15 protein-coding genes and 3 tRNA genes are annotated in these 21,244 nt (G+C 34.5%); 15 read left to right on the top strand and 3 right to left on the bottom strand.

What is annotated here, in order from left to right; translation table 11 throughout:
- Positions 1-524: 524 nt before the first annotated feature.
- Together ACQKCJ_RS11940 and ACQKCJ_RS11935 are read right to left on the bottom strand one after the other, a co-directional pair.
- Positions 525-2,615 carry an ATP-binding protein gene (locus ACQKCJ_RS11940; protein WP_427402086.1) on the bottom strand — a complete coding sequence of 697 codons (2,091 nt, stop codon included), beginning with the start codon at positions 2,613-2,615 and terminating at the stop codon, positions 525-527.
- Positions 2,612-3,319 (bottom strand): LytR/AlgR family response regulator transcription factor, encoded by a 708-nt coding sequence (locus ACQKCJ_RS11935; RefSeq protein ID WP_271336290.1) that lies wholly within the window; start codon positions 3,317-3,319, stop codon positions 2,612-2,614. Before ACQKCJ_RS11935 ends, ACQKCJ_RS11940 begins: the two co-directional genes overlap by 4 nt.
- Positions 3,320-3,524: 205 nt before the next feature.
- Between ACQKCJ_RS11935 and ACQKCJ_RS11930 the strand changes: the two genes are divergently transcribed.
- From ACQKCJ_RS11930 to ACQKCJ_RS11865, 14 genes are all read left to right on the top strand, one after another.
- Positions 3,525-4,079 (top strand): hypothetical protein, encoded by a 555-nt coding sequence (locus ACQKCJ_RS11930; protein WP_271336291.1) that lies wholly within the window; start codon positions 3,525-3,527, stop codon positions 4,077-4,079.
- Positions 4,080-4,145: 66 nt separating this feature from the next.
- Entirely contained in the window at positions 4,146-4,739 is a 594-nt protein-coding gene (locus ACQKCJ_RS11925; RefSeq protein WP_271336292.1) for a hypothetical protein, read from the top strand.
- Between the two features lie 266 nt (positions 4,740-5,005).
- Positions 5,006-7,579, top strand: coding sequence for a M1 family metallopeptidase (locus tag ACQKCJ_RS11920; RefSeq protein ID WP_271336293.1), 2,574 nt, complete (start codon positions 5,006-5,008; stop codon positions 7,577-7,579).
- Positions 7,576-8,502 carry a DUF58 domain-containing protein gene (locus tag ACQKCJ_RS11915; RefSeq protein WP_271336294.1) on the top strand — a complete coding sequence of 309 codons (927 nt, stop codon included), beginning with the start codon at positions 7,576-7,578 and terminating at the stop codon, positions 8,500-8,502. The genes ACQKCJ_RS11920 and ACQKCJ_RS11915 overlap by 4 nt, the downstream gene beginning before the upstream one ends.
- Positions 8,503-8,588: 86 nt before the next feature.
- A tRNA-Asp gene (locus tag ACQKCJ_RS11910) sits at positions 8,589-8,662 on the top strand.
- 1,037 nt (positions 8,663-9,699) lie between these two features.
- Positions 9,700-9,773, top strand: a tRNA-Asp gene (locus ACQKCJ_RS11905).
- Positions 9,774-10,061: 288 nt separating this feature from the next.
- The gene (locus ACQKCJ_RS11900) at positions 10,062-10,883 is read left to right on the top strand and encodes an AraC family transcriptional regulator (RefSeq protein ID WP_271336295.1); all 822 of its coding nucleotides are present in this window, start codon (positions 10,062-10,064) and stop codon (positions 10,881-10,883) included.
- Positions 10,884-11,283: 400 nt separating this feature from the next.
- Complete coding sequence (locus tag ACQKCJ_RS11895) at positions 11,284-12,594, top strand: TolC family protein (protein ID WP_271336296.1); 1,311 nt, start codon at positions 11,284-11,286, stop codon at positions 12,592-12,594.
- A gap of 72 nt (positions 12,595-12,666) precedes the next feature.
- Positions 12,667-13,719, top strand: coding sequence for an HlyD family secretion protein (locus ACQKCJ_RS11890; RefSeq protein WP_271336297.1), 1,053 nt, complete (start codon positions 12,667-12,669; stop codon positions 13,717-13,719).
- Between the two features lies 1 nt (position 13,720).
- Positions 13,721-15,304 (top strand): MFS transporter, encoded by a 1,584-nt coding sequence (locus ACQKCJ_RS11885; protein WP_271336298.1) that lies wholly within the window; start codon positions 13,721-13,723, stop codon positions 15,302-15,304.
- 292 nt (positions 15,305-15,596) lie between these two features.
- Positions 15,597-16,259 carry an HAD family hydrolase gene (locus ACQKCJ_RS11880; RefSeq protein WP_271336300.1) on the top strand — a complete coding sequence of 221 codons (663 nt, stop codon included), beginning with the start codon at positions 15,597-15,599 and terminating at the stop codon, positions 16,257-16,259.
- A 944-nt stretch (positions 16,260-17,203) separates the two neighbouring features.
- On the top strand, positions 17,204-17,437 hold the full coding sequence (locus tag ACQKCJ_RS11875; RefSeq protein ID WP_271336301.1) for a hypothetical protein: 234 nt from the start codon (positions 17,204-17,206) through the stop codon (positions 17,435-17,437).
- A 131-nt stretch (positions 17,438-17,568) separates the two neighbouring features.
- Positions 17,569-18,303 (top strand): hypothetical protein, encoded by a 735-nt coding sequence (locus ACQKCJ_RS11870; RefSeq protein ID WP_271336302.1) that lies wholly within the window; start codon positions 17,569-17,571, stop codon positions 18,301-18,303.
- A 4-nt stretch (positions 18,304-18,307) separates the two neighbouring features.
- Positions 18,308-18,733, top strand: coding sequence for a hypothetical protein (locus tag ACQKCJ_RS11865; RefSeq protein WP_271336303.1), 426 nt, complete (start codon positions 18,308-18,310; stop codon positions 18,731-18,733).
- 474 nt (positions 18,734-19,207) lie between these two features.
- Here ACQKCJ_RS11865 and ACQKCJ_RS11860 read toward each other — a convergent pair.
- Positions 19,208-19,289: transfer RNA gene (locus ACQKCJ_RS11860), tRNA-Leu, on the bottom strand.
- 108 nt (positions 19,290-19,397) lie between these two features.
- Here ACQKCJ_RS11860 and ACQKCJ_RS11855 point away from each other — a divergent pair.
- Positions 19,398-20,786 (top strand): dipeptidase, encoded by a 1,389-nt coding sequence (locus ACQKCJ_RS11855; RefSeq protein WP_271336304.1) that lies wholly within the window; start codon positions 19,398-19,400, stop codon positions 20,784-20,786.
- The last annotated feature ends 458 nt before the right edge of the window (positions 20,787-21,244 follow it).

Raw genomic sequence — 21,244 nt, 5'->3', positions numbered from 1 at the left:
ATTATGATTTATATAAAAAAGGTTTGGCGAAAGTCAAGCCTTTTTTATTGGAATAAAATTGAATTGAGCATATTTTAAACACATAAGAACATAGCTTTTCTAATGTAATAAAAAGGCATTTCATTTGTGTGAACACACATAGCTATCTGAAAGAAAGGTGTTTCTTTGTGTATTCTTTTTTTCGGAATGTAAAGCTATGTCCCTATGTGTTTAAATAAATTGGCGTAAACAATAAACAAGAGAAAGTCAAGCCTTTTTTATTTTAAAGGTTTTTTTTTGCCACGAATTTCACGAATTAGCGCGAATTGCTTTGAGCTTAACATTCAATTTTACGAATTAAAATGTGGTATTTTTTTACCACAAATTTCACAAATTTTCGCAAATTATTTATTTGATACTGATGAAATTTTCACGCAGATTTGGCAGATTAAAGCAGATTTATTTTTGATATTAGTTATTAATAAATCTGTTTCCATCTGCTTAAATCTTTTAAAATGGGTGTAAAAAAAAATAATTCGTGAAAATTAGTGTAATTCGTGGCAAACTTTTATCGTAAATGTAGTTCCTGAATCTTGCTGAGAATTTACTTCTATTTTACAATTTATGGCGGTGGCGAGATCGCGAATAAGATGCAATCCCAGACCGGATTTGATACCTATAACTTCTGAGTCGTCGTATAAAGCTTTGAATTGTTCCTGAGTTCCTCCTTTGCCATTATCTGTGATTGAAAGATAAGTTTGGTTGTTTTCTTGCCAGGCTATCCAGATTATTTTTCCGTTTGGGGTTTTATCGAGTGCTTTTATGGCGTTTCCGGTTAGGTTTCTAATGATGGTTTTTAGGTAATTTTCATCGGTATTTAAGATGATGTTTTGAGGATCTTCAAATGAAATATGGATATTTTCTATTCCTGAGAAATGTTTCTGGGTTTCTTCGAATAAAATAGAAATTTGAACTTCTTTAAAATGAGGCTTGAAATTTTCCATTTGGCCTTTGCTCCATAATAAAATATCTTCCATTGAGGTTAATAGATTTTCGGCGCCGGTAATGACTTTGGTTTGCATTCGTAAAGCTGTGGCTTCGTCGATCAATTCCGGACTTTCTTTTTGAAGGTGTAAAAAGTGAATTAAATTTGAAACGGGGCTTCTTAAATCATGATTTAAGATACTAAAGAACCTTGCTTTTATTTTATTGGCTTCGTCAAGTTCCTGATTTAAAAGCTGTAATTTCTGATTGGTTTTTTTACGGTTTTGGTTTTGTCTGAACAATAATAATCCAATAATGCCAACGAGAATTAATCCTGAAATTAAGTAGAAACGCTGCTTTTTGGCTTGCTGAATCTGAATGTTTTTGATGGTATTTTGAGTCGAAAGGTTTTTGATTTTTTGTTGTTTGCTTTTGTTTTGATAATGTGCTTCGGCATTGGCAATACTTTGTTTTGCTGATTCCTGCATCATTTCGTCATTAGATTTGCTGTAGATTTCGTTATAATGAAAAGCCTCTTTCCAAAGCCCTAATGCGGCATAACTTTGAGATAGTTTTTTATTAATATTTACAAAGGATTCCTTATCGTAGGTCAGGGCATTTGTTGAAGCTTTTTTTAAGGTTTCGATAGCTTTTTTGTATTCTCCTTTTTCATACAAAACTGTTCCTAATACGGCATTGGCTTCCATCAAAATTTCTTCATCGTTTGATTTTTGTCCAAGCAAAACCGCTTTTTTAGCATAATTGTAGGCTGTGTTTGTTTTTCTTTCGTTTATGTAATGGTCAGACATACTTCGATTGGCAAAACTCAAATTAAGAAAAAGCGAATCTTTAGCGGTTGGATAAGTGTAAATTAAGTTGTAGTATTTTTGGATACTATCTGGTTTTTTTAATGCGACAAAACTCTGCAAGTAATAATTGCATAAAAAAGCATTTACATAAGGAGAATTTTTAACATAAGGTTTTGCTTCGTTTAAATATTCAATTGCCTTGCTGTACTGCTTCATTCTTGTATAGGAGCTCCCAATTTGCAAATAGGAAATTCCAATATTCTCTAAATTTATTTTGTCTTTTTTAAGGAGTTTTTTATAAGTTATGGCCTTTAATTGATATCCAATAAAAGTTTCATACTTAGAATTATTTTGGTAATATTCGGCTAAACTTCCATTTAACACAGCTTTTGAATAATTACTTTTGGTTGTGTCAAGAATTTGCTTAATGTAATTGATTAAGGCTTTTCCTTTTACAGTATCTCGAATGGAATAATAAATGTAATTAAGGCGCATTAAAGCCGATGTCTCATTTTTTAAATGATGGGATTTTTGAGCATATTTCCACGATTTTTCATAATTGATCAGTGCTTTTTCATATTGGTTATTACTGAATTCATAAGCTGTTCCAGTGTAAAGATAAAACCGACTAAGATAAGCAGGATTGTTTTTAGAAAGTGAAACTCCCTTTTGAGCAGCAGATATAAGTTTCGCATAATCTTCTTTTTCTAAAAGAGTGTCGGTATATTTTAACCATACTTTTAGTTTTTGATCGACAGTTTTATATCGTGCCAAATTAGGTTCTTCCTGCGCAAAAACAGTCAGGCTGATGAGGGACAAAAACAAGAACCCCATTTTTTTCATGAGAACAGGTTTAGGTTTTCCTTATAACTTCTTCCAACCGGAATGGCGACATTGTTGTTTAAAATAATTTCGGTTGAATTGATCTTCTGAATAAATTGTCTCTGAACGGCAAAACTTCTGTGAATTCTAATGAAGGATTGAAAATGGTCTTCTTTCAAAAGATTGCCAATACTCGATAAAACGCAATGTCTTTTTTTATCGGTGATAATCAAGGTATAATCTTTTAAGGCTTCGAGATACAAGATTTCATGCAATTTGACTTTCGTTTGTTCGTGTCCTTCTTTAATATAAATCGTATCACCGCCAATACTGGCTTCAAAAAGAGATGCTTTGAGTTTGATCTCCATAAACTCTTCAATCCTGCTTATGGTTTGTGCAAATCGATCGAGTTTTAATGGTTTTACGATAAAGTCTAATGTTTCGATTTCAAAACTTTCAACAGCGTGTTCAGGATGTGCAGTTATAAAAATACAAACCGGAATTTCGAGCGTTTTTTTTCTGAACTCAATTCCGCTTAAACCAGGCATATCAATATCCAGAAACAAGATGTCGACTTTTTGTTCTTCAATAAATGGAAGCGCATCTTCTGCCGATTCAAAAACACCCAGAATATCCAGAATAGGAAACTTTTTGGCAAACGATAACACCGTAAGTCTGTCTATTTCGTCATCGTCGATAATAATACAAGTGTATTTTTTGGTCATTTGGTTCGGGTTTTATGTCGTCTGTCTATTTAAAATGTTGTTGGTCTATTAGTGGTTTTTCGGTTGATTTTAATCCTGCAAATTTGTCTCGTAATTCAGTCATCATATAAAAAGAAGCTTCTTTAACTATCATTTGACTTTTACAAAAATAACGCTATTGAATTAAATAAGAACCATTTAATGAATTATTAAAACCAAAATTATTATGAAATTTTCAAAAACCATTTTCACACTTTTATTAGTCGCAATTTCTACAATCTCATGCAGCAGCGATGACGGAACAAACGGAATCGACGGAGTTGACGGACTAGCAGGAGCAGCAGGAGCAGCTGGGGCAACAGGAACAGCAAATGTTATTTATAGCGCATGGATAACTGCTCCGGTAGCAATTGCAGAAACTATAGACGGCGCGCCGGGAATGTCTACTTTTATTAATGCGCCACAATTATCAGAAGATATTCTTGCAAAAGGAACCATACTGGTGTATATGTCTTTTGGATCAGGAACTTTTACCTTGCCGTATACATCAAATGCCGGCGGAACTACCAATACTATTACGGCTATTTCTACTGCCAAGAAAATTAAATTGTTCAGATTTACACATAGTGGAGTAGGAACAGTGAATTTGCCAACAAGCCTTAGCTGGCGTTATATCCTAATTCCGGGAGGCGTTGCTGCTGCAACTGCAAAAACGGCAAAACTTGATTATTCTAAAATGAGTTATGAAGAAGTTTGTGCACATTTTAATATTCAACAATAATCTTCGAAACAAGATAAGTAATTCAATCTATTGAACTACAATAAAAACCAACCAAACCAGATTATTATGAAAACGTTAAAAATAATTTTCACACTTTTGACATTTGCAGTTTTAAGCATTTCCTGTAGTAGTGATGATGACAAAGCAGCACCAATTGTATATAATGCCGAAAATCCTCTTGATTTATATTTGTCAGGATCAGGATTTAGCCAAAAAGCAACAGATGTGAAAAACTCAGGAATCTACGAATATGGTTTCAGTTTTAAGCCAACGGTAACGGGTAAAATAACGTCATTTTTTGCAAAAATCCCAGACGCAAACATCAACTTAAGAATTACGTTATGGGATGTGGCGACCAAAACAGTTATAAAATCTGAAACTATGAATGTCTCGATAGCAAATATGCCTTTCGAAAAAACGATCGTTCCCATTCAGTTAGTTAAGGACAAAGAATATTTCTTAACAGTAAATAGTGATGACTGGATTAAAAGAACAAAAACGGACGGATCTGCAACAACTTACCCAATTGTGGCAGGAAATATTACAATAACGGGTTATGCTTATATCTCAAGTACAGCAACAGAAAGTCTTTTTCCTACGAATGCGAGTAATAATTATTATGCTGGAGACACGAGCTTTTCATTTCAACAAACTGAATAATTTTATTTTTGGATAGTTAGAATTAGTATGTTTGGAAAAAGTCTGGCGATGGTCAGACTTTTTTTATGCTTTTTTGCCACTAATTACGCGAATTATTTACTTTGATATTGTTTAAAAAGTTTGCCATAGATTAAATGATTTTCACAGATTTAAAAAAAATCATTTTAATCTGTGTAATCTGTGATAAAAAGAATTTTAATTCGTGCTAATTCGTGAAATTCGTGGCTAACTTTTTTTATTTTTACAAATCTAACATTCCTTTAAAAATGAAAATTTTCTACAGCCTTCTTTGTATTCTTATATTTACCACAATTGGTTTTTCTCAATCGAAACAAAAAGAAAATCTTGTTTTAGAGAACGGCGTTTCAGAACAATTGGCTATTTTCCGAAAACATCAAATCTCTAATGTAATTTATGGACTTTCGTTTGAAATTCCGCAGCAAAAACAGCAGGAAATCAAGTCAGATTTGACTTTGAATCTTACATTGTCTGATTTAAATGAACCTTTATATTTAGATTTTAAAGAAAAAACTTCAAATATAAAATCAATTCAGGGTAATGGCAAAAATATCGCTATTGTTCATGAGAAAGGACATATTGTTATTCCTGCTAAAGACTTGATTTTAGGAAAAAATACAGTTGTAATTTCTTTTATAGCGGGAAACTTATCTCTAAACCGAAATGATGATTTCTTGTACACATTATTAGTTCCGGATCGTGCGAGCACATTATTTCCATGTTTTGATCAGCCCGATATTAAAGCGACTTATAAACTGAGTTTAACGGTTCCTAAAGACTGGACGGTTTTGGCTGGTGCCGATGTGAAAAAGAAAGTTGAAAAAGGAGATTTTATAAGTTATACTTTTGGAGAATCAGATAAAATGAGCACATATTTGTTTTCGTTTGTTGCCGGAAAATTCAAAAGCGTAACTCAGAAACCTGGAAATCGTGAAATGACGATGTTGTATCGCGAAAACAATGCAGATAAATTTCGAGTAAGTGTGGATACTATTTTTAATTTACACCAACAATCAGTAGACTTTTTAGAAAAATATACCAATTATAAATTTCCTTTTCAAAAGTTAGATTTTGCTTCGATTCCGGTTTTTCAATATGGCGGAATGGAACATGTTGGTGCGATTCAGTACAGAGAATCTACCTTGTTTTTGGATAACAGCTCTACAGACAGCGAGAAACTGGATCGTGCAAAACTCATTGCGCATGAAACCTCGCACATGTGGTTTGGTGATTTAGTTACTATGAAATGGTTCGACGATGTCTGGATGAAAGAGGTCTTTGCCAATTTTATGGCAGACAAAATCATGAACCCGATTTTCCCGAAAGTCAATCATAATCTACAATTTTTAACAGCGCATTATCCCAACGCTTACGCGGAAGATCGTTCGTTAGGCACGCATCCTATAAAACAACATTTGGCGAATCTCAAAGATGCCGGATCACTTTATGGAGCTATTATTTATAATAAGGCTCCTATAATGATGCGTCAGTTAGAAGCTTCGATGGGAAAGGAAGCTTTTCAGAAAGGAATCGAAAAATACATTAAAAAATACGCCAACGATAATGCCGACTGGAATAATCTGGTTGAAATTCTGGATGCCGAAACGCCGCTTGATATGCAAAAATGGAGCGAAGTTTGGGTAAATAAATCAGGAAGAGCCATTTTTACCAATAAAATAGAATACGATGCTAAAAACAGAATTTCGAGCTTTGAGATAAATCAACAAGCCGAAGATAAATCAGCAAATGTGTGGCCTCAGATTTTTGATATTGGTTTAGTTTATAAAGATCAGGTAAAAGTGATCAATGTCAATATAAAAGATAAAAACCTGTTGCTAAAAGACGCTCTTGGACTTGAAAAACCGTTGAGTATCATTTATAATTATAATGGTTATGGTTATGGTGTTTTTCCGCTTGACGGAAATATAGAATCTGTTTTGAGTTTGAAAGATGAGGTAGCAAGAGCTTCAACATACATTAATATTTATGAAAATACCTTAACGGGAAATGTTGAGCCAAGTAAAGCTTTTGATTGTTTCTTAAAAGGAATTCAGCAGGAAGAAAACGAATTGGTTCTGAAAATAATTACCAGTCAAACGAGCAATGTCTTTTGGAAATTCCTGACCGAGAAGCAACAAAACAAAACACAAAAACAATTGGAAGACCTTTTATACGAACGTTTGCAGGCTAATTTGCCAAGTAATATCAAAAAGACGTTGTTTAATTTGTTTAGTTCGATTGCGTATTCAGATGCTGGTAAAGCCAAATTGTATGCGATCTGGAATAAAGAAAACGTGATTCAAAGTTTAAAGTTAAACGAAGACGATTACACCAATATGGCAATGAATTTGGCTATATTTAAACATGAAAAAGCAACAGAAATACTGAATAAAGCGAAAACTACAATCACAAATCCTGACAAACAAAAGCGATTTGAATTTTTACTCCCTTCTTTATTCAAAGATGAATTGGTTCGTGATGCTTTTGTGAAGTCATTAAAAGACGACGAAAATAGAGAGAAAGAATCTTGGGTTGCTGTAGGTTTGGCGAATATCAATCATCCTTTACGTCAGGAAAGTGCTCAAAAATATATCCGGTTTTCATTAGATTTGGTCGAAGAAATTCAGAGAACGGGAGATATTTTCTTCCCGAAAGATTGGTTGAATAATACTATTGGGAAATATTCGTCGAAATATGCTTTTGATGAAGTACAGCGATTCTTAAAAGAAAACCCTAATTTTAGTCCGATATTAAAACGAAAGCTGTTGCAGGCGACAGACGGTTTGTACCGCGCACAAAATATTAAAAAAGAAACCGAATGAAAATCGAATCGGAAATAGAGAAAGTATCCAGTTTTCAGCATCTCGAAATGCTGGCAAATCAGGTTGTAGAAGGTTTTATATCCGGAATGCACAAAAGTCCGTTTCATGGATTTTCGGCTGAATTTGCAGAGCATAAAGTCTATAATGCAGGAGAAAGTACCAAACATATCGATTGGAAATTATTTGCAAAAACCGATCGTTTGTACACCAAACGCTACGAAGAGGAAACGAATATGCGTTGTCATCTTATTGTCGATAATTCGTCATCAATGCATTATCCTGAACTAAAATCCGGTCAGCCTTTTTATGAAAAGAAGATTGGTTTTGCAGTTTTAGCGTCGGCAGTTTTAATGAATATCTTAAAGAAACAACGCGATGCCGTTGGTTTGAGTGTTTTCTCAGACAGTTACGAATATTATGCACCGGAAAAAGGAAGCGATCGCCATCATAGAATGCTGCTCAATAAACTGGAGCAATTATTAGAACAGCCAAAAGTCAAAAAAACTACCGATACGATTACGTATCTGCATCAGATTGCAGAGAAAATGCATCGCCGTTCGATGATCATTATATTTACAGATATGTTTCAGGCCGAAGATGATGAAAAGCTCTTTAATGCTTTGCAGCATCTTAAACACAACAAACACAAAGTAGTTTTATTTCATGTTGTAGATAATGAAACAGAGCTGAAATTTGACTTTGATAACACACCAAGAAAGTTCATCGACTTAGAATCTGGCGAAGAAGTATCGATTTTTGCCGATAATGTAAAAGCAGAATATGGAAAAAGGGCAGAGGAGTACTTTAAAAAACTGGCTTTGACTTGTGCAAAGAACCAAATTAAGTACGTTCCGGTCAATGTGGGCGATAATTTTGAAAAAATATTGACTACATATTTAGTTGAAAAACAAAACTTTGGCTAAAGATTTAAAAATATATTTAATTTTTTTTATCAAAACACTTGCAGAAATGAAATTCTGTACTATCTTTGCAACCGCAATAACGCAGAGGTTTGGTAGTTCAGTTGGTTAGAATACATGCCTGTCACGCATGGGGTCGCGGGTTCGAGTCCCGTCCAGACCGCAATATTGGGAAAAGCCTTTCTTAACAGAAAGGCTTTTTTGCCCAAATACGGTATCTAAGATTAGTTGTGTTGTTTTGCTACGACTTTGTAACTCGTAGCTGGTTTAGTAGTTAGACCAATGAAAAGCTTTCCACTTTTGTGGATGGCTTTTTTGATTTAAGACGTTTTTGTTTTTGAGGTTTAACCGCAAAGAGTGCTAAGATTTACGCAAAGTCCGCAAAGTTTTTTTAAAGCTTTGCGGACTTTTTGGTTTTGTGCTTTTGGTATTTTAGTCATTGCCCGAGTTTAACCGCAAAGAGCGCTAAGATTTACGCAAAGTCCGCAAAGTTTTTTAAAGCTTTGCGGATTTTTTGGTTTTGTGCTTTTTGGTATTTTAACAATTGCCCGAGTTTAACCGCAAGAGAGCGCTAAGATTTACGCAAAGTCCACAAAGTTTTTTTTAAGCTTTGCTTATTTTTTGGTTTTGTGCTTTTGGTATTTTAGTAATTGCCCGAGTTTAACCGCAAAGAGCGCTAAGATTTACGCAAAGTCCGCAAAGTTTTTTTTTAAGCTTTGCGGATTTTTTGGTTTTGTGCTTATTGGTATTTTAGCAATTGCCCAGGTTTAGCCGCAAAGAGCGCTAAGATTTACGCAAAGGCCGCAAAGTTTTTTTTTAAGCTTTGCGGATTTTTTGGTTTTGTGCTTTTGGTGTTTTAGTCATTGCCCGAGGTTTCAATTTGAATTTCTTCACAGTATTTCAAACATAGCCCAAGGTTTTAACCTTGGGAAACGAATTATTGAGATGGTAAATAATGTATCAAGTTTCAATTGTCGAAACCATTAGTAATGTTTAAAAAGAATATGGATAAATTGTGCGAAAAAACTTTACTAAAAATTCTAGGCTTTCCCAAATTCGTAGATATTCAATTGAAATTTGAAATTTATTAGATTGGAATTTATTTAAAATCAGTTCATTAAAAATATTTTAATTTTAATTCATAAAAACCCTTGTATAATCCAACTTCTGTTGTATTTTTGCACTCACAATAACGCAGTTGGTTTGGTAGTTCAGTTGGTTAGAATACATGCCTGTCACGCATGGGGTCGCGGGTTCGAGTCCCGTCCAGACCGCAATATTGGAAGAAGCCTTTCTTAACGGAAAGGCTTTTTTGTTTTTATAGCTTAACCGCAAAGTTCGCTAAGATTTAATTTTAGTTTACGTATAGAAAACACAAAGTTCGCAAAGCTAGATCAACACAAAGCTTTGCGAACTTTGTATTTTCTAAAAAGCATACTTTAAAAAACTTAGCGTTTTTTGCGGTTGAATCTCATCCAGCTTTGGAATTTTAAAATATTGGGATTTAATTTTTTTAATTTCCCTACATTTATATATCGCAAGAAAGATATTCAATTACTTCAATGGAACATTCCGGTCAGAAACTAGATAAGTATTACATCAAAAAAGTAGATGCCGATAAAAAAAGCATTTACTGCCATCATGATTTGATGGGAGAATTGCTTGTTCCCACACATAAACACGATAAAGCGCAAATGCTATATGCCGAAGGTGATGTCGTATTTGTAACTACAGAAACCAAAACCTATTTTTTGCCGGCAAGACATTTTATCTGGATTCCGGCGGGAGTTGAACATAGTATTCATCCCAAGTCAGAAAGTGTAACAATGCGTAACTTGTATTTTCCCGTTGAAAAAGACGAGGACGTATTTTATAAAAGTGAAGGTATTTATCCTGTGAATAATTTACTATTGCAAATGATGCTTTTTACAAATCGTTGGAATGGTGATCTTAAAAAAGGAACTCCAAACTTTGCCATTGCCAAAGCGATCAAGGCAATATTGCCTCAAATTTGCCTGACCAATTTACCTTTAGAATTACCACAGCCCAAAGATCCGCGTTTGAGTAAAATTTTAAGGCATATAGAGAATAATTTGGGAGAAACAATTTTGTTTGCTGAGGTTGCACATCAATTTGGATATAGCGAACGCTCTTTGTATCGCTTATTCCAGAAAGACCTTAATATGTCATTCATTCAATATTATACTATTCGAAGAATTCTAAAAGCGATCGAACTTTTACTTGACAGAAAACTTTCGGTTAAAGAAGTCGCTCAGGAAGTAGGTTATAGTAGCGTACCGACATTCAGTAATACTTTTTTTAAATTCCTCGGACAAAGACCTTCTGATTACTTTAACGGTGAGAATATTTTAAAAGACAAATAAAATTATTCTCTTGCAGATTTTTTTAATGTATTTTATCTGTTTGATCTGCTAAATCTGCGAGCTAAAAAAAATATTTCACGCAGATTTTGCTGATTTAAGCAGATTTACGCCGATTTACGCCGATTTATTTTTATAATTATCTGCTAGACTCTGCTTAAATCTTTTTTAAATCTGCGTAAAACCTTTAAATCATGCGATATTTTTAATGCGCTGCATTCCAGTGTTTTAATATAACGTTTTCGGAAATTAAAATTTTAACATTTGTCCGAAATGAATATGTTATTGACTTTTTAGAATTATCAGTCACCGAAAAAATGAAGGAACTTTGCAGTATTAAAATCTTAAAATATTCATGTTCCTTAAAACAACAAATTCCACAAAAGATTGTTTTCTCAAAATCGTGTTGATATTTCTAATTGTATTGACATTTAATGGTTTGCAAGCGCAGGAAATTCATTCGGTTTCGTTAAGTGAAGCGGTGAAACTGGCTAAAGAAAACAATAAAAAAATCCTTAGATCTCAATTAGAGACTACGCTTTCAGAGCAAAACATCAAAGAAAGAAAAGAACTTCGTTTACCGGATATCGAATTAAACGGCGAGTACTCCAGAATTACCAATATTACAGAATTCAAAGGAAGCGGTTTCCTGAATGGTAAAGAAGTAACGAAGGCAATTCCTGAAATTTATCAGGTCAATTCTACTTTCAAAATGCCAATTTATGCCGGTAATAAGATCAACAACGCGATTAAAATTGCCAATCAGGAAAACGAAATTGCCAAAATAAAAACCGAAAAGACTCAAAATGACATCGAGCTAGAAGTGGTAGCAAATTATCTGGCGATTTACAAAATGATGGAGCTTCAGAAGATTTTTGAAGAAAACATCAAAGAAGAAAAAAGCCGATTGAAAGAAGTTCAGTCCCTGCAAAAACACGGAACAGTAACTAAAAACGAAGTTATCAGAGCTGAATTACAACTTTCGGACCGTGAATTGAACTCGCTTACAAATTCTAAAAATATAAAGATCGCATTGCACGATTTAAAAACTTTGATTCAGATTCCTGAAAATGAAGAAGTGGCAATCGATACTACGGCTTCTATGGATAAAATGAATGGTATGGATCCGTATGATTTTTATTTAGAAAAAGCTTTTCAGAACGAAGAAATGCGAATCGCAAGTCAGGAATTAAATATCAAAAAAACGGAGCTGAAGTTGGTTAAAGGAAATTATCTGCCAACGGTAAATTTTTTCGGGAATTATGGTTTTTATTATCCTAACTACAAATTTTTTCCGCCAAATCCGTATTTGTACACTTTAGGACAAATTGGTATCGAGGCGCATTTTGATATTTCGGCTTTGTATAAAAACAAAACCAAAGTAGAACAGGCGACTACACAAATTGAATGGCAGAAAATGCAGACTGAAATTACAAAAGATGAAATTCAGGATAAGCTGTTTAAAGAACATACCCAATACCAGGAAATCCTCGAAAAATTTGTGGTGGTAGATAAAGCTTTGGATCTGGCAAATGAAAATTACCGAATCGTAAAACTAAAATACCTCAATCAACTGGTTTTAATAACTGAAATGGTTGATGCTGATAATGCTTTACTACAGGCAAAATACAACAAGATTTCGACCAGATTGGATGCTATTCTTAAACATTACGAATTGCTTCATACTGCGGGAATAATGCCGAATGAGATTTAGAGGTTTTAGAAGAAAGAGAATAGAAGCAAGAGAATAGAGTAAAAGAATAAAGAAAATAGATATTTAAAGTATATGGTTAAGATAAAAAATGAAACTAAGAGAAACAGAACGTTTCATATATTAATAACAATTATCGCCTGCATATTAGTTGCAAGTGGGATTATTTTAGGAATTTGGTTTTATGTATTCAACAGAAATCACGAAGAAACCAATGATGCTCAGGTCGAGCAATATGTAACGCCTATTATGTCCAGAATTACGGGGTATGTTCAGGAAGTTCGTTTTGATGAAAATCAGTTTGTGCATAAAGGAGATACTTTGGTAATCATCGACAACAGAGAATACAAATCAAAACTGAATGTGGCGCTGGCCGATGTTCAAAGCGCGAAACAAAGTAGTGTTGTGGCCGAAAAAAACGTAGCAACAACAGCAAGTTCAACCGCAATTGGAGAATCGCAATTGGCTGCAGCCAAAACCAATCTTTGGAAAACAAAATTAGAATATGAACGTTACCAGGCTTTGGTAAAAGACGAAGCAGCGACCTCGCAACAATTAGAGAAAGTCAAAGCAGATTATGAATCGGCGCAAGCCCATTTTCAGGAAATGCGAGACAGGATTCAGTCTTCTAATTTAAGCACTTCTCAGGCGCAGGCCAATGTTCCTACGATGCAAACCAATATTGCTTCGAAACAAGCTGTGGCAGATAATGCAGCATTGTTTCTTTCTTATACGATAATTACCGCGCCTTATGACGGTTGGGTTGGTAAGAGAACTTTACAGCCCGGACAAATGGTAAAAGAAGGTCAATCGTTGCTTTCGATAGTAAGCAAAGAAAAATGGATTACGGCCAATTTTAAAGAAACACAATTGCAATATTTAACTGTGGGTCAGGAAGTAAGAATTAAGGCCGATGCCTTAAATGATAAAGAATTTACAGGAATCATCACCTCGTTATCGCCTGCAAGTGGAGCGAGATTTTCGTTATTGCCTCCGGATAATGCAACAGGAAACTTCGTAAAAATCGAACAAAGAATTCCGGTTCGTATTCAATTGAAAGAGACTGATAAACACGCTGATTTTTTAAGAGCCGGAATGAATATTACCGTTATTGCTGAGCACAACTAAAATGGAAGATAAAAGTATTTTTAAATCCTGGGTTCCCAGATGGGCAATCATTATTATTTTGTTTGTCTGTTTGCTGCATTCCATGATTTTATTAGGAGTTTATACTTCAAACGTAACCTACGCAGCAAGTTTTCTTGACATTGAGCCTGAGGATTTGCAGTTTGCGATGTGCGTTACGTACGGAACTTTGCTGGCTACGATTTTGATCGAAAGTAGATTTTCGAGTTTTTTCCCTGCAAAAAATTACCTGATGGCGGTATATTCTGTCATTGGGATTACGATTGTTTCATCGGCCTATATTACCAATTTTTATGTATTTTTATTGCTCAGAGTTGCCGAGGGAATCCTTATGGCACTTCCGGTAATTACGATCAGACAGTTGCTAATCGAGCAGTTTCATTCTAAAAATGCCATTATAATAGGTTTCTCCTTTTATTACGGTTCGCTGTTATTGTCAACGCCCTTTATTATGAATATTGCCGTTTGGTTTCTGGATCATTACGACTGGAAATACATGTTGTATGTTTCAGGCGGACTTCAGGTTTTGAATGTCTTTTTGATCCTGGTGACTTTTCGCGGACACAGAATCACAAAGAAAATTCCGTTGTATCAAATCGACTGGATCAGTTATATTTTGGTTCTAACGGCGATTCTCTGTGGCGCTTACTTTTTTGTATATGCCGAAAAAAAATATTGGTTTGAGTCTTCACACATGGTTCTAATGCTCATGATTGCCTTGATAACAGGAGGATTATTTATTTTTAAAGAGCTTTTGGTAAAAAGACCCACTTTTGATTTTGAAGTCTTTAAATATGCCAATCTCCGAATTGGGTTTTTATTGTTCTTCCTCTTTTATATTAGTAGGGCAACGTTGAGTCTTTGTCATTCGGCAATGTTCTCGATCTGGAACTGGGATCCGTCCCGAGTTGCCGGCGTACAATACATCAACGGATTAGGAAATGTAATAGGGCTTATTCTGGCCGCTTATTTCCTAATGAAATCCGTTTCGACCAAGCTTATTTTTATAATGGGTTTTTCGCTTATTGCCATATTTCATTTTTGGTTTACATTTCTTTTTGTGCCAGATGTCGCGCTATCAGATATTATCATTCCGTATATTTTGCAAGGTATTGGGGTTGGTTTTTTGTTTGTACCGTTGATCTTGTTTACCACGTCATCTGTTCCTGCAAAAATGGCGGTTTCTTCGGGAATTGTCGGAGTTTCAGGACGTTTTTGGGGAAGCACGATTGGGTTTTGTGTCATGCAGAATGCCATGGTGTTTTTAAACAAAAAACACTTTCTCAAACTAAGCCAATTCGTAACAGGCGATAATCCGCAAGCTCAGGAAACAATCACCAAAACAGCGCAGACTTTCGCTGCAAAAGGATATTCGCTTGACGAGTCGAATGCCCTTGCCTTAAAAAAAGTCTTCGGAACCATCACCAAACAATCGACTTTACTAGCCGATATGGAAATTTATACCATCGTAGGTTACGGCCTTGTAGTTTTGATTATCCTTATAGCGTGCAATCAACATCTAAGACAAACAATGACATTGGTGAAAAGTAAGGTTTGGATAGGCTGATAAATTAATCGCGCAAATTTTTTTGTTTCACGCAGATTTAAAAAGATTTAAGCAGATATGCGCAGATAATTATTATAATTAATCAAATAATAAATCTGCTTCAATCTGCAGAATCTGCGTGAAAAATCCTTTTAATCTTTTAAATCTGTGGCTATAAATAAAACTTTGCGCCTCTGCGACTTTGCGCGATTTAAAAAAAACTCAGCGAATCTCTGCAAGAAACCTCCGCGAATCTCTGTGAAATAACCCTTTATTGCCCTATCTTGCAACCGTTAAAAAAATAAAATATACAATGAAGCAGCAATGTGTAATTTTTGATATGGATGGCGTGATTTGTCACACCAATCCGCATCATGCAAAAGCTTTCGAGGCATTTTTCGATAAATATCAAATTCCGCACTCAGAACAAGAGTTCGAAGAACATATGTACGGAAAACACAATAGTTATATCCTGTCGCACTTCTTTAAACGTCCTATTGCCGGAGAAGAACTTACAAAGCTTGAGGATGAAAAAGAAGGAATGTTTCGTGAGATTTATAAACACAAAGTCGAAACGATCCCGCATTATTTGGATTTTTTAGGCGAACTGAAATCTCGTGGTTTTAAAACCGCTGTTGCAACATCGGCACCGCGCGCCAATCTTGATTTGATTATGGGAGCACTGAAATTCGAAGGCAAAATGGATTCTATAATGTCAAGCGAAGACGTAAAGTTTCATAAACCAAATCCCGAAGTATATTTGCAATCTGCAAAACGTGTTGGAGTTGCACCGTCTGACTGTCTTGTTTTCGAAGATTCTTTTTCGGGCGTTACAGCGGGACTAAATGCAGGAATGAAAGTCGTTGGCGTTTTGAGTACACATACAAAAGAACAACTTCCGCCATGTAATTTTTATATTAATGATTATAGCGAAGTGAATGTTGATAAGGTAATTCAATTACTAACCGAAGAATAAAATTTCAACTTTTTTTCAGGAGCTAATCCCGCTATCCGTTACAATCTTTTGTGGCGAACCCCGCCACAAAAGGATTTCCACTTCTATCGGGGCTAGGCCAATCATTTCATAATAATATTTTCGTCTAATTTGTCATTTCAACAAAGGAGAGCCTAGCGATAGCGAACAGGCGAAGCAAATCTCCGCAAGTAATCTGCAACGAGAATCTAATCTTTGCCGAGCTTCTTGTCAAGATTTCTCATTCCTCTAAATGACAACATTGTGGTTACTTTACGCTCCAAGGGATTAAAATCCCTCGCTACAAAATAAATCATTCTTGCGGAATTTTATAAAGAGTTCCGGAGGAACGAAACATATTGTAGGGATGGATTTTAATCCATCTTTGCGGTTAGAAATGATAAATTAAATGAATAGCCTCCTGCTTTAGCTGGAGTTTTTTTTATGTTTTGTAGGGAAAGGCTTTAGCCGAAGATTAATCCTTGTCTAAAAATTGCAATTATTAAGGCAATTGCGACGTATAGAAAAACTGATAAGCTTAATAAAAACCATAAAAATTTTGGTAATAGCTTTATTTTTAAATCCCTAAGAACTAAAATAGAATTCGCAAAAGAAAAAAACACAAGAAAAATACATAAAATTAAAGTGCCAAAATTGCCATATTCATATACCCACCGAAATTCGGTAGAAAATCTAAATCGCTCAATATAACGTTTTGTTAAACAGCTTAAGATGAACAAAACAGGAATTGCTATGGCTAATTTTTGTGTTAGATCAAGATTTTTAAGTTTTTCTATTGTGAAGGTTCGTAACATTTCTTTACGGCTAATAAATTATGATGAATTTACGATTTTTGCCTATACAAAAATAATAATTAAAGTTGAAGGCATATATGAGTTCAAATGCAAATAAGTTTTGAAGAATTTTGCTTTTCAAACTTTAAAATTATGAACAAAAATCATCTGTCCAAAGAAGTTGAAACAAGACTAAAAGATTTTTTTATTGATGTTATGGATCCTCAAGATATGGCAAAAAAAATACGAGAAGTAAATTATGCTCTTTCGTTATGCGTAATGCGAGGATGCGAAACGATGGAATCTGAAATAAATAATATCGAAGATAATTTTTATTGGCTCAATAAATTAGCCGAAGCTTTAGATCCTTATTTAGATGTTGAGTGAAATCAGGTTTGTAAAGGCAAATATTAAATTATTATTGAAGAAATTTCTGCATTTAAAAGAATTTCAAAAATCTATGGAGTTAAAAATTAATACATTTGTAAATAATTACTTAAATAAATAATATAAAATTTATGAATAATAGTACTTTTAATACAAAAACTGATTTAGCTCCTTCAGAATATAAGAATTTATTTGGGGATCCTTTTTGGAATGAACAAGGGAGCTCAAAGGCGAGAAATTTCTATCTTGAACAGAATGATAGAGATAAAGCTTTGATGTTAAAAAAGAATTATCTTGAAATGATTGAAAAATCCAGACAAAGAAATTTTAACATGGCGGCAGATTGTTTGCAATGGTGGTTAGATGGTACGGGATTTACAAAAAATATTGATTTTAATTGGCTTAGAGGCAACAATGAAGTTATTGTTGCTGAGAATATAAATATTGAACGTTTTGAGGAAAGACTTGGACTTGAAAATTTTGATAAAAAATTAACAAAAGAAGGAGATTATGTAAAGTACACTAATGAATTGCAGCGTCAATTTACTGGAGGTATTTTTCGTGAATTGTATTATGTTTGTGGTACAAGTACAATAACCTCAAAAGGTAATTTTATAGTTACCAGAAAGAAAGATAATTTTGTATTATCAGGAACAATCATTCATTATTGGTGGGATAGGTACGACTGGCACAAAGGAGCAAATGCTTATATCAATGGTTTTGGATATGTTAACGATTCAGATGCTTTGTTGGTAGAAAAATATTGCGGGGCAAGACCTTATGAAATGAGAAGTCAATGGAAACAAAGTTTTAATAAAACTTTTCAATCTGGATTTTTTGGAGGGTTAAGTATAAAATTGAAATAGAAAAATGAAAAAAAAAATATACATAGGATTAGTAACTATAATTATTTTATGCTCAGCTTATTATTATTGGGAAAACAGGTATGTGGAACTTCGTCCGGTACTTGTAAATGACGATTTGCATGGGCCAGTACTGTTTTCAGAAACATTTCATAATCAATTATTTAAAATTGCAAAGCCAAATGAAATTCCACCAAATTTTTATAAAAATATAAAGTGGGTTTTAGAAAGACAACATCAAGAATATATTGTAAAAAACGGAGTGATTTATATTAGATATAAATACATGAATGATTACGAAATGATCTGGAACCATACCACTAAAACTAACGACCTCGAATGGTTTAAATCACAAAGAGAAATGGATATTTTTAATGGGAAACGCGAAAATAAAGAAGAATTAGATAATATTATTAAGGAGCTTCAACAGTAATTATTTTTTTATTAATAATATTGGCTCAATAAATTAGCCGAAGCTTTAGATTCTTAATTTAGATGTTGATTAGTAACACAGTTTGTCATTTCGAGGAACGAGAAATCACCGCAAGAAACTCGACAACAGTGCGTGCTCAGCGTGTGAAGATTCCTCATTCTTCAGAATGACAAATATTGGGGTTGCTTTGCGTTTCAAGGGATTGATCCCGACGCTTCGGGACCTCGCTACAAAATAAATCATTTATCCGGAATTTTTATAAAGAGTTCAAAGTGTTGGGTTTAATTGCGATCAGTTGCTAAATACAAAAAAGGAAAAGGAAGTTATTCTTCTTTAAAATTATCTTTCAAAAACAGAAACACAAAAATAGAAATATGATATTGTTGTAATCTGTTTATCAACAACTTTAGCAATAAAAAGATAAAAAGTATGTAAAACAAAAAAGCTTCTGATTTCTCAGAAGCTTTTTTTCAGTGCGGATAATAGGACTCGAACCTACACGCCTTGCGGCACCAGATCCTAAGTCTGGCATGTCTACCAATTTCACCATATCCGCTCAATTGTGGGTGCAAAGATAAACATAAGTTCTATATTTCAAAGCATTTTTGAAAAAAAATATTAATTCTCTTTTTTGTATTTTTGAAATTCTATAAAAATAATTGAAATGGAAAATATAAAGTCTTACGTTCAACAACATAAAGATCGGTTTATCAACGAATTGATCGAATTATTAAAAATTCCGTCGGTAAGTGCTGACACCGCTTACTCGCAAGATGTTATCGATACTGCCGAGGCAGTAAAGGAAAGTTTATCAAAAGCAGGTTGCGATTTAGTCGAAATTTGCGATACTCCTGGGTATCCAATTATATATGGAGAGAAAATAATCGACCCAAATCTACCTACAGTTCTAGTTTACGGACATTATGATGTTCAACCACCGGATCCTATCGAATTATGGACATCGCCACCATTCGAACCCGTAATCAAAAAAACCGAAATTCATCCGGAAGGCGCAATCTTTGCTCGTGGAGCTTGCGATGACAAAGGACAAATGTACATGCACGTAAAAGCCTTAGAGCTTATGGTGCAAACCAATACTTTGCCATGTAACGTAAAATTCATGATCGAAGGCGAAGAAGAAGTTGGTTCAGCAAGTTTGGCCTGGTTTGTAGAACGCAATCAGGAAAAACTAAAAAACGACGTAATTCTTATTTCAGATACCGGAATGATCTCGAACCAGCAACCGTCGATCACGACAGGTTTGCGTGGTTTAAGTTATGTAGAGGTTGAAGTTACAGGTCCTAACCGTGATTTACATTCAGGATTATACGGTGGAGCAGTGGCAAACCCAATCAATGTTTTGGCAAAAATGATCGCTTCTTTGCACGACGAAGACAATCATATTACAATTCCTGGTTTCTACGATAACGTACAGGAATTATCACTTGAAGAAAGAGCCGAAATGGCAAAAGCACCTTTCAGCCTGGAAAAATATAAAAAAGCCTTAGACCTAAACGATGTTTACGGCGAAAAAGGATATGTAACCAACGAACGCAACTCAATCCGTCCAACATTAGACGTAAACGGAATTTGGGGCGGATACCAAGGCGAAGGAGCAAAAACGGTGATTGCAAGCAAAGCTTTTGCTAAAATCTCCATGCGTTTGGTTCCAAATCAGGATTGGCATGAAATCACAGAATTGTTTACTAAACATTTCACGAGCATTGCGCCGGCCGGAGTTACCGTAAAAGTAACACCACATCACGGAGGGCAAGGTTATGTTACGCCAATTGACAGTATTGGATATCAAGCAGCAAACAAAGCGTATACAGAAACTTTTGGAGTTCCCGCAATTCCGGTTCGCTCCGGAGGAAGTATTCCTATCGTGGCGTTGTTTGAGAAAGAACTAAAAAGCAAAACCATTCTTATGGGCTTCGGTTTAGATTCTGATGCGATTCACTCGCCAAACGAGCACTTCGGGATCTTCAATTTCTTAAAAGGAATCGAAACTATTCCGTTGTTTTACAAATATTTCGTAGAGCTTTCTAAATAGTTTGCCACGAAGGCACTAAGACACAAAGTTTATTTTCCTAACAGGTTTTAGAAACCTGTTAGGTATCAAAATATAAATCCGTTTATTCTTTATGAGTAAGCGGATTTTTTTATGGGCGTTTCCCTCCGGGCCGGGCTATCCGCTATATCTTTTTGTTTTTAAAGAAAAAACAAAAAGGATATCGCTCCTATCCCTAACGCTTAGAGAGGTTCAAAGGTTTAAAAAAAAAAGGTACAAAGGTACAAAGGTTTTTTGTAGAGGCGCACAGCAGTGCGTCTAAAGTTGCAAAGGTTTTAGCATCGTAATTGAATAGGCTCCAAATTTAGCTGGAGTTTTTGTTTTATAAAGGAATTGGCTTTAGCCAAAATATTTTTAATATGTTAGAATTTATTCGGCTAAAGCCATTTTTCTCTATATTCATTCTAAACCCCAGCTAAATCTGGGGTCTATTCAATGTT

The organism is Flavobacterium sp. NPDC079362, assembly GCF_050267765.1.
Classification (GTDB): Bacteria; Bacteroidota; Bacteroidia; order Flavobacteriales; family Flavobacteriaceae; genus Flavobacterium; species Flavobacterium azizsancarii.
This window is presented reverse-complemented; position numbering and strand designations above follow the sequence as displayed.